12 protein-coding genes are annotated in these 13410 nt (G+C 72.0%); 6 read left to right on the top strand and 6 right to left on the bottom strand.

The features are described 5' to 3' along the window. Positions 1–10 precede the first annotated feature (10 nt). Together ACFKCF_RS00845 and ACFKCF_RS00840 are read left to right on the top strand one after the other, a co-directional pair. Entirely contained in the window at positions 11–2287 is a 2277-nt protein-coding gene (locus tag ACFKCF_RS00845) for a tetratricopeptide repeat protein (protein ID WP_394489537.1), read from the top strand. 93 nt (positions 2288–2380) lie between these two features. Beyond that, the gene (locus tag ACFKCF_RS00840) at positions 2381–3139 is read left to right on the top strand and encodes an SDR family NAD(P)-dependent oxidoreductase (protein WP_394489535.1); all 759 of its coding nucleotides are present in this window, start codon (positions 2381–2383) and stop codon (positions 3137–3139) included. A 9-nt stretch (positions 3140–3148) separates the two neighbouring features. Here the strand turns inward: ACFKCF_RS00840 and ACFKCF_RS00835 are convergent, their stop codons facing one another. After that, complete coding sequence (locus tag ACFKCF_RS00835; RefSeq protein ID WP_394489533.1) at positions 3149–3580, bottom strand: hypothetical protein; 432 nt, start codon at positions 3578–3580, stop codon at positions 3149–3151. Between the two features lie 94 nt (positions 3581–3674). Here ACFKCF_RS00835 and ACFKCF_RS00830 point away from each other — a divergent pair, with 94 nt between their 5' ends. The 3 genes from ACFKCF_RS00830 to ACFKCF_RS00820 all read left to right on the top strand — a co-directional run bounded on the left by ACFKCF_RS00830 (position 3675) and on the right by ACFKCF_RS00820 (position 6038). Further along, positions 3675–4355 carry a response regulator transcription factor gene (locus ACFKCF_RS00830; RefSeq protein ID WP_394489531.1) on the top strand — a complete coding sequence of 227 codons (681 nt, stop codon included), beginning with the start codon at positions 3675–3677 and terminating at the stop codon, positions 4353–4355. A gap of 79 nt (positions 4356–4434) precedes the next feature. After that, on the top strand, positions 4435–5673 hold the full coding sequence (locus ACFKCF_RS00825) for an ATP-binding protein (RefSeq protein WP_394489529.1): 1239 nt from the start codon (positions 4435–4437) through the stop codon (positions 5671–5673). Between the two features lie 35 nt (positions 5674–5708). Beyond that, positions 5709–6038 (top strand): PepSY domain-containing protein, encoded by a 330-nt coding sequence (locus ACFKCF_RS00820; RefSeq protein ID WP_394489527.1) that lies wholly within the window; start codon positions 5709–5711, stop codon positions 6036–6038. A gap of 54 nt (positions 6039–6092) precedes the next feature. Here the strand turns inward: ACFKCF_RS00820 and ACFKCF_RS00815 are convergent, their stop codons facing one another. From ACFKCF_RS00815 to ACFKCF_RS00805, 3 genes are all read right to left on the bottom strand, one after another. After that, positions 6093–6881 (bottom strand): endonuclease/exonuclease/phosphatase family protein, encoded by a 789-nt coding sequence (locus ACFKCF_RS00815; protein WP_394489525.1) that lies wholly within the window; start codon positions 6879–6881, stop codon positions 6093–6095. A 42-nt stretch (positions 6882–6923) separates the two neighbouring features. Further along, complete coding sequence (locus ACFKCF_RS00810; RefSeq protein ID WP_394489523.1) at positions 6924–7604, bottom strand: HNH endonuclease family protein; 681 nt, start codon at positions 7602–7604, stop codon at positions 6924–6926. A gap of 86 nt (positions 7605–7690) precedes the next feature. Then, positions 7691–10111, bottom strand: a complete 2421-nt coding sequence (locus ACFKCF_RS00805) for an FAD-dependent oxidoreductase (protein WP_394489521.1) — start codon at positions 10109–10111, stop codon at positions 7691–7693. Between the two features lie 138 nt (positions 10112–10249). Between ACFKCF_RS00805 and ACFKCF_RS00800 the strand changes: the two genes are divergently transcribed. Beyond that, positions 10250–11236 carry a helix-turn-helix domain-containing protein gene (locus ACFKCF_RS00800; RefSeq protein ID WP_394489519.1) on the top strand — a complete coding sequence of 329 codons (987 nt, stop codon included), beginning with the start codon at positions 10250–10252 and terminating at the stop codon, positions 11234–11236. A gap of 1 nt (position 11237) precedes the next feature. Here ACFKCF_RS00800 and ACFKCF_RS00795 read toward each other — a convergent pair whose 3' ends face one another. Further along, positions 11238–13139, bottom strand: coding sequence for a hypothetical protein (locus tag ACFKCF_RS00795; RefSeq protein ID WP_394489517.1), 1902 nt, complete (start codon positions 13137–13139; stop codon positions 11238–11240). 58 nt (positions 13140–13197) lie between these two features. Continuing rightward, positions 13198–13410 (bottom strand): DUF2277 domain-containing protein, encoded by a 213-nt coding sequence (locus ACFKCF_RS00790; protein ID WP_138672144.1) that lies wholly within the window; start codon positions 13408–13410, stop codon positions 13198–13200.

The following is a 13410-nucleotide window of genomic DNA, read 5'->3' as shown; positions in this document are numbered from 1 at the left end:
CTGGCTGCCCATGGACGTGGACATCTGGGCCTGGGTCGGCGAAACCCAGCAGCAGCTTTCCGAGGCGGGCAACGTTGGCCTCGCCATGGCGCTGGGAGACCTCCCCGCACAGGCCTACGAGGGCCGATATCCGCAGCTCGACGTCATGGCCCCGGCCATCGCGCAGCAGGCCGAGGCCCTTGAGCTGCCCTGGCTCGAGTTCTACGCCCGCTACTGGCACCTGATCGGCCGCATCGGCGACCGGGCGCAGGGCGCGGTCGCCCTCGACGACGCGCAGCAGCTGCTGGCGTTCGCCCAGCGCGAAGACGTACGCGAGTGCCCGGCCGCCCCGGCGGCGGTCGAGGCCCTGGCCATCGCCTGGGCCAACACCGACGGCCCCGGCTACGCGAGCGAGCGCCTGGAGACGCTCGGGGCGCACATCGAGGGCATGAGCCCGGAGAAGTCCGCCTTCACGGGCCTCGTCACCCAGTACGTCGCCGCGCTCGTCGACGCCGGCAAGCCGGGCGAGGCCGTGACCTATGCCGAGTCCGCCGTCGAGCGGCTGCGGGTCGCGGGCCGCGAGGCGAGCTGGGAGCTCGGCGCCGAGAGCGCCCGCGCGCTGCTCGCCGCCGGCCGCACCGAGGACGCGCTCAACGCGCTGCAGGCCGCGGCCGAGTTCCAGGCCGACGACCCGGTGGCCAAGGAGCACCGCGACGGCGTGCGCCGGGCCCTGATCCTCGCCACCCTCGGCCGCACCGCCGAGGCCGTCGACGCGCTGCCCGACCTCGACGTGGTCGGCGAGCACCCGCGCGTGTTCGTGGAGTGGTCGCAGGCGGTCAGCAAGCTGGCCGACTCCTCCCAGATCACCAACACCTGGCAGCTCGGCCGCGTGCTGCGCCAGTGGGTCGACTACTTCGGCATGATGGGCGGCTACCGCGCCCGCGTCGAGCTCGCGCTGGTCGCGGGCGACCTGGCCATCGCCAGGCAGGGCGTGTGGCAGGCCAGGCTGCTGGCCGACCTGACCGAGTCCGCCGCCACCGAGCTGCGCGCGAGCGAGGGCGTCGCCGAGCGGGTCGCCGCCCTGCGCGCCGCCGCCGAGGCCACCTCCGAGCCCGAGGCCCCGGGCTCGCTCAGCGAGCGCGTCGGCCTCTTCGACGCCGCCGACGGCTTCAACGCCGACCCGGAGCGGTGGGTGGGCTGGCTGGCGCCGCTGTCCGGGGAGGACCTGGAGGCCACCCGCCGCCACACCACCACGCTCGGCTTCCTCGGCTACCCCGCCACCGGCGCCGACATCTACTGGAAGATGCTGGTCGACACCGGCGCCATCGCCACCGCCGACTCCGACGACGTGGCCTACCTGACCACGCTGCTCGTCGAGGCCCGCCAGGACGAGCGGCTCGAGCAGATGGCCGCGATGCTGCCGCACGCCGCCCAGCACCTCACGCTGGCCCGGCTGCACAGCGCGCGCGAGCGCTGGGAGGAGACGGTCGAGGCCGCTGAGCACGCCGTCGCGGCCGGCGCCGGGCTCGACGCCCGCCGCCTGCTGTCCGGCGCCGCCCAGCAGCTCGACGCCAACTCCAGGGCCGCGGAGGTGCTGCTGGAGGTGATCGACGAGCTCGCCGACGAGGACGTCTGGCGCATGATCGTCATGGCCACCTCGGCGGAGGACTGGGACACCGTACGCAAGGGCGCGGCCAAGATCGGCATGCCGATCAAGTCCAAGGAGGGCCCGATCGAGGAGGAGATGGGCCTCATCAGGCTCATCCTGCCCGCGCCCGACGGCGGCCAGCGCCAGGTGCTGTCCATCCGCACCGGCCCCGCCACGGCCAGGCTCGCCCTGCCGCAGCCGCGCGGCATGGACTACAACGCCGGCGACCTGGTCGTCTTCGACCCGCAGCTGCTGGAGCCGGTGCCCGACGACCCGCAGGAGCAGCAGAATTTCGTGCCGCCGTTCGCCGCGGTGCGCATCCTGCGGCCCGGCGGCTACACCAGCTACTTCTTCGACGGCGCCGCGCCGAGCGAGGAGGACTGGGCGGAGTTCACCGAGGTCATGGCCGAGCGCGGCTGGCCCATGTGGGTCTACAGCGACGAGAACTACACCATCACCCACCCTTCCACGGGCGAGGCGCTGCCCGGAGTGTTCGGCTGGGTCGCGGTCCCGCCCAACGTGTCGGCGTCCGAGGTCGACGCGCTACTCGACGACGCCACGGAGCGGTGGGTGCACCCGCTGGCCTGGCTCGACCTGGCGCGCGAGATCGACGTCGAGGTCGAGCGGCACGAGCGGATCGTCAAGGAATACGGCCTCTGACGGCCGCGTCCCGGCCTTGGACGGGCGTCACCCGCGTGGCGCCCTTCCCTCGGGACGCGGCGCGTGCAGGTGAGCGGGAAGGCGGGATGTGACGTGCTGGAGCGGTTCGGGCTCGACGGCAAGGTGGCCATCGTCACCGGCGCGTCCTCGGGGCTGGGGGTCGCGTTCGCCCGTGGTCTCGCGGAGGCCGGCGCCGACGTCGTGATCGGGGCCCGGCGCGCCGACCGCCTGGAGGCGACGCGGCGGCTGGTCGAGGAGACCGGCCGCCGGTGCCTGGCCGTGCAGACGGACGTGGCGCGTCCGGAGGACTGCGACGCGCTGGTGGCCGCCGCCGTCGAGGCCATGGGCGCCGTGGACGTGCTGATCAACAACGCCGGCATCGGCACCGCCGTGCCCGCGCTGCGGGAGACGCCCGAGGAGTTCCGGCAGGTCATCGACGTCAACCTGCTCGGCACGTACTGGATGGCCCAGGCGTGCGCGCGGGTGATGCGGCCCGGCTCGTCGATCGTCAACATCGGCAGCATCCTCGGCGAGACCACGGCCGGGCTGCCCCAGGCCGCCTACAGCGCCTCGAAGGCGGCGATCGTCGGCCTCACCCGGGACCTCGCGCAGCAGTGGACCGGCCGGCGCGGCATCCGGGTCAACTGCCTGGAGCCCGGGTTCTTCCACTCGGAGATGACCGAGCAGTTCAAGCCCGGCTACGTGGAGGCGGTCGTCGAGTCCAGGGTGGTGATGAAGCGGCCGGGCGATCCGGCGGAGCTGGTGGCCGCGGCCGTCTTCCTGGCCGGTGACGCGGCCTCGTACATCACCGGGGTGACGCTTCCCGTGGACGGCGGGGTCCTGCTCACCTGACGCGGGCGGCTACGAGCCGAAGCGGGTCACCGGCCGGCCGGCCGAGCACTCGATCTCGAGCTCGACCTCCGCGCCCTCCTCCGGCTCGAACTCCACCTTGGCCCTGCGGGCGGGCCCCGGCTCGACCTGGTCCACCGAGTAGTTCTGGGCCGGGCTCCACGAGCGCAAGGTGATCAGGTCGCCCTCGCACGAGGCGATCACGGTGCCGCCCGCGGTGCGGATCAGCTTGCCCTGGGTCGGCTGCGGCGGCGTCCCCGTCGGCGCGGATGGCGTGGCGGTGGCGCGCTGGGTGGCGGTGTTCAGGGCGGCGCGGACCTCGGCCGGGCTGAGCACGTGGCCGGAGTCGCCGGTGAGGCCGGTGCCGAGCAGGGTGAGCACCGCCACGGCCGCGCCGGTGGCGGCGACGGCGGTGGCGGCCCAGGCCAGCACGAGTCTCTTCATGGTCGACAACCATCCCCCATGTACGGCTAACGCCAGGTTAAGGCGGCGCTAAGGCTGCTCGGGGCATCGCCATCGACCGTCTACGTTCTTGTATATGGCTGACATCCTGCTCATCGAGGACGATGTGGCGATCCGTACGGCGCTCAGCCGCGGGCTGCGCGATCTCGGTCACGCCGTCTCCTCGTCCCCGACGGCGCTGGACGGGCTGCGACTGGCCGTGCAGGACCGTCCCGACCTGATCGTGCTCGACCTCGGCCTGCCGGATCTGGACGGGGTGGAGCTGCTGCGGATGTTGCGGGCGGTCAGCAAGGTGCCGGTCATCGTGGCGACCGCGCGTGACGGGGACGCCGAGATGGTGCCGGTGCTGGACGCGGGAGCCGACGACTACGTGGTCAAGCCGTACAGCGCGGCGCAGCTCGACGCGCGGGTGCGGGCCGTCCTGCGGCGGGCCGGGGGGTCGGCGCCGGAGCCGGCGCTGGCGGTGGGGGCGTTGCGGGTGGACCCGCGGGCGCGTACGGCCACGCTCGACGGGGCGGCGCTGGATCTGACGCCGCGCGAGTTCGACGTGCTGCACTATCTGGCCGCGCGGCCCGGCGAGGTGGTGACCAAGCGGGAGCTGCTGACGGAGGTGTGGCAGCTGCCGTACGGGGGCGCGGACAAGACCGTGGACGTGCACCTGTCGTGGCTGCGCAGGAAGCTGGGCGAGACGGCCGCGGAGCCCCGCTACCTGCACACGGTGCGCGGGGTCGGCGTCAAGCTGGTCGAGCCGTCATGACGCGCGTGACGACGGCGGGGCGGAGTCCGGCCGGGACGGCACCGCAGGCGAGAGGCCGATCCGAGCGGAGGGTCCAGGTGTGAGGCGGTGGCTGGCGTGGCTGGTGGCGGCGACGACGTCTCTCGTGCTGATCGCGTTGCTGGTGCCGATGGCGCTGCTCATCCGGGCCGTGGCCGAGAACGGCGCGATGGGCCGGGCGACCGCCGCCGCCGAGTCCGTGGCGGTCGCGGTGGGCACGCCCGACCTGGAGCTGGCGATGGAGCAGGTGTCGCGGCCGGTGACGGTGTTCCTGCCGGGCGGGCGCACGGTGGGCGCGGCGGCACCCCGTACCGACGCCGTACGCCTGGCCGCGACCGGGCGCAGCGTCACCGCCGTGGCCTCCGGCGGCAGGGAGGTGCTGGTCTCCGCGCAGTCGTCCGGGGGGACGGCGGTGATCAGGGTGTTCGTGCCCGACGCGGAGCTGATGAAGGGCGTGCGCGAGGCGTGGCTGGGCCTGCTCGTGCTGGGGATCGTGCTGGTGGTGCTGGGCATCGTCCTGGCGGACCGGCTGGCGCTGGCCGTCACGCGGCCGGTGGACGGGCTGGCCCGGGTCTCGCACCGGCTGGCCGGGGGCGACCTGACGGCTCGGGCGGAGCCGGGCGGGCCGCCGGAGGTGCGTTCGGTGGCGCTGGCGCTCAACCAGCTGGCGGGGCGGATCGACGACCTGCTGGTGGCGGAGCGGGAGTCGGTGGCCGACCTGTCGCACCGGCTGCGTACCCCGCTGACCGGCCTCAGGCTGGACGCCGAGTCGCTGCGCGACCCTGAGGAGGCGGCGCGGCTGCAGGCTCGCGTGGACGCCCTGGAACGGGCGGTGAGCGCCGTCATCAAGGAGGCGCGGCGCCGCTCGGCCGGGCGCGCGTCGTGCGACGCGGCGGCGGTGGTGGGGGAGCGGGTGCGGTTCTGGTCGGTGCTGGCGGAGGACCAGTGCCGCGAGGTGTCGATCTCGCTGCCCGACGGGCCGCTGCCCGTCGCGGTGGGCGCCGAGGAGCTCGCGGCCTGCGTGGACGCCCTGCTCGGAAACGTGTTCGCGCACACCCCGGAAGGGGCCTCCATGGCGGTACGGCTCACGCCGCACCCGTCGGGGGCCGTGCTGGCGGTCGAGGACTCGGGGCCGGGCTTCGACCCGGAGCTGCTGGAACGGGGCAACAGCGGGGGCGGTTCGACCGGCCTCGGCCTCGACATCGCCCGCCGTACCGCCGAGTCCTCGGGCGGCCACCTGGCCGTCTCGACGCCCGAAGGGGGCGGCGCACGCGTGGAGATGGTCTTAACGGCCGCTTAGCGCGCGATTATCGGAGACCGCGATTTCGTGGAGTCATGCAGATCACGAAGAAGTTCATCGTCGTCGGTGCCGGGATCGTCACGCTGGTCGCCGGCGGGGGCGTCGCCTTCGCCGCCGCCGCGCCCACGGCCGCCGCCCCCAAGGTCACGGCCGAGCAGGCCATGGAGCTCGCCCACAAGGAGGTGGCGGGGGCCTGGGTCAGCGAGCTCGACTACCAGCGCAGGGGCACGCAGCCCGACGTGTGGGAGGTCGAGCTGACCAAGGGCACCGAACGGCACGAGCTGGACGTCGACGCGGCCACCGGCAAGGTCACCGAGCACCAGACGGACAAGGACGACGACGACCACGGCCACGACGACGACTGACGGCATCTCCCACGGCCACCAGGCCCACCGCGCGCGGCGGTGGGCCTTCTGCCGTCAGCGGGTCATCTTCATGACGACCGGGCGGTGGTCGGACAGGGTGCTCGACAGGACGGAGCCGCTCGTGGTGGTGATGCCCCTGGTGTAGATGTAGTCGATGCGGGCGTCCCCGTGGGTCGGCTTGTTGGCGTACCTCGCGCCGGTGTCCACCCAGCCCGCGCTCACGAACTTCTTCGACAGCGCGTCCGTGGGCGGCGCGTTGAAGTCGCCGGTGAGGATCAGCGGTGACCGGGAGCCCAGGTAGTTACGCACCTTGTCCGCCTGGGCCTCGCGGCGGGCCACCGAGGTGGCCGACAGGCCCGGGGACAGGTGGGTGGTGAAAACCGTGATCGTCGACCCGCCGCCGAGGTCGAGCTTGGCCCCCGCCATGGAGCGGTTGACCGGGCAGGTCTCGAAGTCGGAAATCGGGATCGTCACCCGCTCGAGGATCTTGAACGAGGACAGGATCGCGTTGCCCGCCTTGCCGGGCTGCGGATCGTCACAGGGGCCGGGGTTGTCGCCCGCGCCGAAGTGGGCGTTGGCCGTGAGGTCCCAGCCGAGCTCGTCGGCTAACTGCTTGACCTGGTCGGCCTCCGGCTTGCGATGGATCTCCTGCACGGTCACGATGTTGGCGCCGCTGCTGCGGATCACTCCGGCGATGGCCTTCATGTCGGCGGTGTCGCCCGCGACGTTCCAGTCGAGGACCACCAGGTTCGTCGTGGCGTGCGCCGGTGCGGGCAGGGCGGTGGAGGCGAGCACCGTGACGGCGGCGGCCATCATCACTTTGATCCGTTTTGTCGCATGCATGCAGTCGGATCTTACGGACCGCGTGACTGTTCGTATAGATCTTCAGCAACTCGACAGGATGCTCTCCATGGCGTCCTTCTCCGCCGACGTCACCCATACGCCGTACTTCGTCTTCACGTCGATCTGGCGGGCGATGTAGGTGCACCGGTACGACTTGCGCGGCGGCAACCAGGTGGCGGCGTCGGAGTCGCTCTTCTGGCCGTTGAGCGGGCCGTCGACGGCCATGAGGTTCAGCGGGTCGTTGGCGAACTCCTTGCGCTTGTCCGCCGCCCACTGCTGCGCGCCCTTCTGCCAGGCGTCCGACAGCGGGATCACATGGTCGATCTGGACGGCGGTGCTGGTGTCCTGGCCTCGCTTGAAGTCGATGGTCTTGCCGCTGTACGGGTCGTGCAGCGTGCCGCTCAGCACGATGCAGTCGTGCGTTCCGGCCTTGAACTTCTCGTCCACCAGGTCCCGCTTGAGTATGTCGTTACGGGTGTCGCAGCCGTTGTGGTCGACGTCCGACCACGCCGGGCCGAACTTGTCCCGGTCGAACCCGGTCTTCGGGGCGCGGCCCTTGACGGTCAACTTGGCGAGCTTCTTGCGGGCGTCCGAGACGGACACCGAGTCGGACTTGCCCGACTTGTCAGTACCGGCCGAGGACTGCCCCTGCAGCCCGCCGCAACCCGCCAGCATCGCCACCGTGGCCACACCGGCCATGAACGCCCGAACCCGCCGCCCCACGCCCACTCCCCAGACTTCGCCCTACCTCCGTAAAGTCTAGGTCAAGTGCCCATAAAAGACCTTTCAACGCGTCCAAGGCGGCTACTTCAACGTTTGATCTTCTCCATCCCGGGGTCGAACAGCGGCTCCGCGGCGACCACCGCGGGCACCCGGCGACCGAAGTAGGAAATGTCGACGTCGGTCCCGGGCTCGGCGAGCTCGCTCGGCAACCAGGCGTACGCGATGGGCCGGTGGATGGTGTGCCCGTACGCCGCGCTCGTGACGTACCCGACCGTGCGCCCCGCGTGCCGCACCGGCTCCTTGCCCATGACCACCTCGGTGCTGAGCAGCGGCACCAGCCTGCGCGTGACGTCGGCCCCCAGCGCGTCGCGGCCGACGAAGTCCTTGTCCGCCCTGACCGCGAAGCCCAGCCCGGCCTCGTACGGGTTGTGCTCGGTCGTCATGTCCACGCCCCAGAGCCGGTAGCCCTTCTCCAGCCGCAGACTGCTGAACGCGGCCCGCCCGCCCGCGACCGCCATCTCGCGCGACCATAGCGTGTCCCAGAGCTTGAGCCCCATGTCGGCGCTGGTGTAGAGCTCCCAGCCCAGCTCGCCCACATAGGAGACCCGCATGGCCAGCACCGGAACGTGCCCGACATATCCGGTCTTGCAGCTGAAGTAGCGGAAACCCTCATGCGACAGGTCCATGTCGGTGAGCGGTTGCACCAGCTCCCTCGCCTGCGGCCCCCACACGCCCACGCAGCACGTGCCCGGCGTCAGGTCGCGCACGCGCACCCCGCCGGGCGCGTGCCTGGTCAGCCAGTCGAGGTCGAGATTGCCGTTCGCGCCGACCTGGAAGACGTCCGCCTCCAGCCGCGCCACCGTGAGGTCCGAGCGGATGCCGCCCTTGACGTCGAGCAGCAGCGTGTACGTGACCGAACCGGGCTTCTTGTCCACGTTGTTCGTGGTCATCCGCTGCAGGAACGCCGCCGCCCCCGGCCCGCTGACCTCGATCCGCTTGAGCGGCGTCATGTCGTAGAGCGCCACCCGTTCCCTGGTGGCGTACGACTCGGCGGCGGCCACCGGCGACCAGTAGCGCGAGGCCCATTCGTCGCGTCGCGCCGCGCCCAGGAAAGGCTCGACGGCCTCCTCCGGCAGGTCAGGCATCAGGTCCTCCTCCAGGAGCGGCACGTTGGCCGCGAACCAGTGCGGCCGCTCCCACCCTGCCGCCTCCAGGAAGAAGGCGCCCAGCTCCCGCTGCCGCGCGTGGAACGGGCTGGTACGCAGCGGCCGCGGCGACTCCATCGGCTGGAGGGGGTGGATGACGTCGTAGACCTCGACGAAGTTCTGCCTGCCGCGCTCCTCGACGAACGCGGGCGACAGCTGCGCCTGCTCGAACCTGCTCAGCTCACATTCGTGCAGGTCGAACCCGGACTGCCCGTCCACCAGCACCTCGGCCAGCGCCCGCGCCACCCCCGCCGAATGGGTCACCCAGACGGCCTCGGCCAGCCAGAACCCGTCGAGGTGCGGCGCCTCGCCGATCAGCGGGAACCCGTCGGGCGTGAAGGAGAAGATCCCGTTGATGCCGTCCTCGTACTTGGACTCGGCGAGGGCAGGCAGCAGCTCGACCGCGTCCCGCCAGGCGGGGTCGAAGTCCTCCTCGGTGAACGCCTGCACCGACGGCATGACGGTGCCCTTGGGGCCGATCTCGTCCTGGGCGACCGGCATGGGCCGGTGGGAGTAGGAGCCGATGCCGATACGGTCGCCGTGCCGGCGGAAGTACAGGTCGCGGTCCTGGTGGCGGAGGATGGGGCCCTCCGGCTGGGGAGAGAGGGGGCCCGACCTGGCGTACTGGTGGGCCAGGGGCAGCAGCGGCACCGTCAGCCCGGCCATCTTCCCGATCGAGGGCCCCCAGAAGCCCGCCGCGCACACCACCACGTCGGCGGGGATCGTCCGGTACTCGCCGGAGGTCACGACCGCGACGCCGGTGACCCGGCCGCCCTTCTGCTCGATCCCCGCCACCGTGTGCCGTTCCAGGAATCTGGCGCCTCGTCCGGTGGCCCGCGCCGCCTGCGCCTGCCCGCACGCGACCGCGGCGGCCAGCCCGTCGGTCGGTACGTGGTACCCGCCGAGCACCTTGTCCCTGTCCAGCAGCGGCCACAGCTCCGCGCACCGCCCGGGGTCGATCAAGTGGCCCTCGACGCCCCACGACTCGGCCCAGCCGACCTTGCGGTGCAGGTCGGTCCAGCGTTGCGGGGTGGTGGCCACCTCCAGCCCGCCGACCTGGCGGAAGCACGACCCGCCGAGCCCGGTGTACTTGCGCACGGTGTAGGCGGCGAACTCGGTCATCGTCTTCGACGGGTTCGTCTGGAAGACCAGGCCGGGCGCGTGCGAGCTGGACCCGCCGGCGGCGAAGAGCGGCCCCTGCTCCACCACCGTGACGTCGGTCCGCCCTCGCCCGGTGAGCTCGTCGGCGAGGGCGCAGCCCACGATCCCGGCTCCTACGATCACCAGACGCGGACGGCTCATGACGCCTCCGGGTTGTTCCTTAATGCGCAACACGTACCGGATATGCAATGACGATAAAGCCCTGTGCACCTGCGAACAAGGCTGCCTTAGTCTGAAGCTGGATCATGACATGTCGGAAAGAGGGGACAAAGAGGGGACATGGCGCAGCGGCGCTTGCTGGAGGGACTCGGAGTCACCGTCGCCGAGGAGAGCGCCTATCGCGCGCTGCTCAGGCACGGACCGGCGACGCTGAGCCAGCTCGCCGCCGAGACCGGCTCGTCCGCCGCGGCCATCCGCCGCATGCTGCCCAGGCTGGAGGACCTCGGCCTCATCTCCCGGGTGGCCGGCCGGCCGCTGCGGCTCATCGCCACTCCGCCGAACGTCGCCATCGACATCCTCGTCGCGCGCCGCCAGGAGGAGATCGCGCACAGCAGGGCCGCCGCCGCGCTGCTGGCCACCGAGGTCGCCGAGCGCAACGGGCCGCACCCGGAGGAGGTGCTGGAGGTGGTGAGCGGGCGCGACGCCGTGGCCCGCCGCTATCTCCAGCTGGAACGCAACGCCACGCGGGAGATGCTCGTGCTGGTGCATCCCCCGTACGCGGTGGACGTCAGCGACGACCGGGAGAACCGCAGGCGGGCGGCCCGCCAGGGGGCGCCCACCCGCGGCATCTACGGCCCGCAGGCGTTCGAGCACCCCGGCATGCTGGCCCACACGCGGCGGGCCATCGCCGACGGCGAGCAGGCCAGGCTCGGGCAGGTGCCGGTCAAGCTGGCCATCGCCGACGCCCGCACGGCCATCCTGCCCCTGGTCTCCGACGAGGACCAGGCCGTGGAGAGCGCGCTCGTTGTGCACCCGTCCGCGCTGCTGGACGCCCTGGTGGGGCTGTTCGAGACGCTGTGGCGAGCCGCCGTGCCGCTCCGCCTGACCGCCGCGGACGGCCTGGAGCCCGAGGTGTGGCCGCGCACGCCCGACACGGAGGTGCTGGCGCTGCTGGCGGCCGGGATGAAGGACGACGCCATCGCCCGGCAGCTGGGGCTCAGCCCGCGTACGGTGCAGCGCCGGGTGCAGGTGCTGTGCGAGCGCCTGGACGCCAGGACCCGCTTCCACGCCGGCTTCCTCGCCGCCCAGCACCGCCTGCTCGAATGAGCTAGGCCTCGGCGCTCAGGGCCGCCTTCGTCAGCTCCGCCTGGCGCTGGATCTGCCCCAGGACGATGGGGTTCAGCCCCTTGGCCTGGAACGTGGCGACCATCTGGTCCATCACCGCGTTCGCCCGGTCCAGGTCCCCCTGCCGCGCCTCGGCCCTGGCCAGGCGGCGCATCACCATGTTCAGGGTGATGTTGTCGATGCTCGCGTCGCGGGCGACCCGGCTGAGGTGCTCGATGCCCTGCTTGGGATCCGGCGGCCGGACGCGCAGCCGCTTGCCCGCCGTCACCGCCTTGAACTCGCGCTCGGCGTTCAGCCCCTTGACCAGGCGGGCGTAGACGGCCAGCGGGTGGGCGCCGTAGCGGTCGATGACCTCGTCCAGGGCCTCGTTCCCCGAGCGCAGCGCGGGCGAGTCGGAGCCGAGCAGCGAGAACAGCTTCCCCTGCTCCTCGCCCAGCATCAGCTCGGCCACCTGGTGGTCGTCGCGGCCGACCGGGAAGCGCACCCTGACCAGGCACGCGGGGGAGACGATGCGGGAGCCGTCCGCGGCGATGTACTGGGCGCGCACGTGATATTCGCCGGGCTGCTGGAAGTAGTGGCCGTCGCGGCCGTGCCCGATGTACGCGCTGCGGTACATGGCCGGGTTGCCCTCGTCCAGCCGGATCTCCGGCGAGGCGTCCACGCAGTGCCGCATCATCGGCCGGTACAGCACGGTCCTGCCGCCCGGCTGCGTGATAGACACCTGCGTGAACTCGGTGTCGGGGTGCAGGTGGGCGTGCGTGACGCGGGGCTCGCCGGCGCAGGACAGCTTGAACTCGACCACGACGGGCTCGCCCAGCTCGAACGACTCCTTGGCGCGCAGCTCCAGCCGCAACCCGGAGCGGTCCTCGACGGGCTGCTCGAACGGCGCGATCTCGGCGGCGCCGGTGCCGAACGCGTTCGCGCCCATGGCCACGTCGCGGTAGAAGCCGTGGCGCAGGTGGACCAGCTCCGGGTCCGTGAACTGGAACGGGAACGCGGCCCAGTAACCCGGCTCGCCACCGGGTCTGTAGTTCTGCACGTAGTTCATCCACGACAGATCGCCGAAGCCGCCGTCGGGACCCAGGGGCTGGGGCGGGCTGCCGAGGTTCTTCTGCCAGGAGTGCAGCAGGTTGAAGGCGTGCCCGAGCTCGTGCACGTACGTACGCAGCTGCGCCCGCTGCGCCTGCGGCGCCGTCCCCTTGATCACGTCGTAGAACACCGCGGACCCCTGCCGCTGGTGCGCGTCGTTGTAGTCGAACATGATCCCTCGGTAGCCGCCCACGTGCTTGCTGGCCACCAGCAGCCACACGCGCCAGGCCGGCGCGTCGCCGAACGCGCCGAACTGCTGCGTCATCGCGTGATGCAGCTCGGCGTCGTCCCACGCCAGGTCCGCGCCCGACCCGTCCACCGGGATCACCCCCGGCTCCGCGAGGGTCAGCTCGATGCCCGCCTCCGCGTACGCCGCCCGCACGCTCAGCTCCCTGGCCGGCAAGCCGCTCGGCCCCGGCAGCGTACCGGTCTGGTACGACACGAACGGCACGGTTCCGATCACCGAGTCCTGCTCCAGCAGCACGCTGCGGAAGTACGGCGAGGCGAAGGCCACCTGGTACGCGCGCCCGGCGACCTCGGCCGTGCCCGACCCGCCGGCGATCGTGACGCTCACGTCCTTCACCGGGGTGTCGAACGTGAAGACCCCGCGCCCCTGGATCCGGGCCCCCTGCACCGTGGGGGCGTTGACCACGAACGAGCCGGCGTAGGAGGTCGTCGCGCCCGCCACGGTGAACAGGTCGCCGCTCACCCGCCCGGTGGGTCTGGCCCCGTCGATGTCGACCCGGAGCGCCAGCTGCGAGTCGCCGTCCTGTCCCTGGTACAGCCCGCTGATCATGGGCGCTCCCTCGCTAGGGGCCTACACGAGGGAACACTTCACCGACCGCGGGTGCCTGTCAACGCGATCCGCGAACTTGGAGAGCTCCGAGCAACTCCTCCGACGCCTTGGTGATCGTCTCCACCGCCCGGTCGAACGCCTCGGCGTTGTGCGCGGCGGGCGCGCGGAAGCCGGAGATCTTCCTGACATACTGCAACGCCGCCGCCCGCACGTCCTCCTCGGTCACGCTCTCGGTGAACGGGGGGCGCAGGGTCTTGATGCTTCTACACAT

It is taken from the genome of Nonomuraea sp. JJY05 (assembly GCF_043496855.1).
Taxonomy (GTDB): Bacteria; Actinomycetota; Actinomycetes; order Streptosporangiales; family Streptosporangiaceae; genus Nonomuraea.
This window is presented reverse-complemented; position numbering and strand designations above follow the sequence as displayed.

What these genes read in the sequence shown, in the direction of transcription:
- ACFKCF_RS00845 (WP_394489537.1), top strand. Translation starts at nt 11, where the DNA reads ATGGACGTGGACATCTGGGCCTGGGTCGGCGAAACCCAGCAGCAGCTT.
- ACFKCF_RS00835 (WP_394489533.1), bottom strand. Translation starts at nt 3,580, where the DNA reads ATGAAGAGACTCGTGCTGGCCTGGGCCGCCACCGCCGTCGCCGCCACC.
- ACFKCF_RS00830 (WP_394489531.1), top strand. Translation starts at nt 3,675, where the DNA reads ATGGCTGACATCCTGCTCATCGAGGACGATGTGGCGATCCGTACGGCG.
- ACFKCF_RS00820 (WP_394489527.1), top strand. Translation starts at nt 5,709, where the DNA reads ATGCAGATCACGAAGAAGTTCATCGTCGTCGGTGCCGGGATCGTCACG.
- ACFKCF_RS00815 (WP_394489525.1), bottom strand. Translation starts at nt 6,881, where the DNA reads ATGCATGCGACAAAACGGATCAAAGTGATGATGGCCGCCGCCGTCACG.
- ACFKCF_RS00805 (WP_394489521.1), bottom strand. Translation starts at nt 10,111, where the DNA reads ATGAGCCGTCCGCGTCTGGTGATCGTAGGAGCCGGGATCGTGGGCTGC.
- ACFKCF_RS00800 (WP_394489519.1), top strand. Translation starts at nt 10,250, where the DNA reads ATGGCGCAGCGGCGCTTGCTGGAGGGACTCGGAGTCACCGTCGCCGAG.
- ACFKCF_RS00795 (WP_394489517.1), bottom strand. Translation starts at nt 13,139, where the DNA reads ATGATCAGCGGGCTGTACCAGGGACAGGACGGCGACTCGCAGCTGGCG.
- ACFKCF_RS00790 (WP_138672144.1), bottom strand. Translation starts at nt 13,410, where the DNA reads ATGTGTAGAAGCATCAAGACCCTGCGCCCCCCGTTCACCGAGAGCGTG.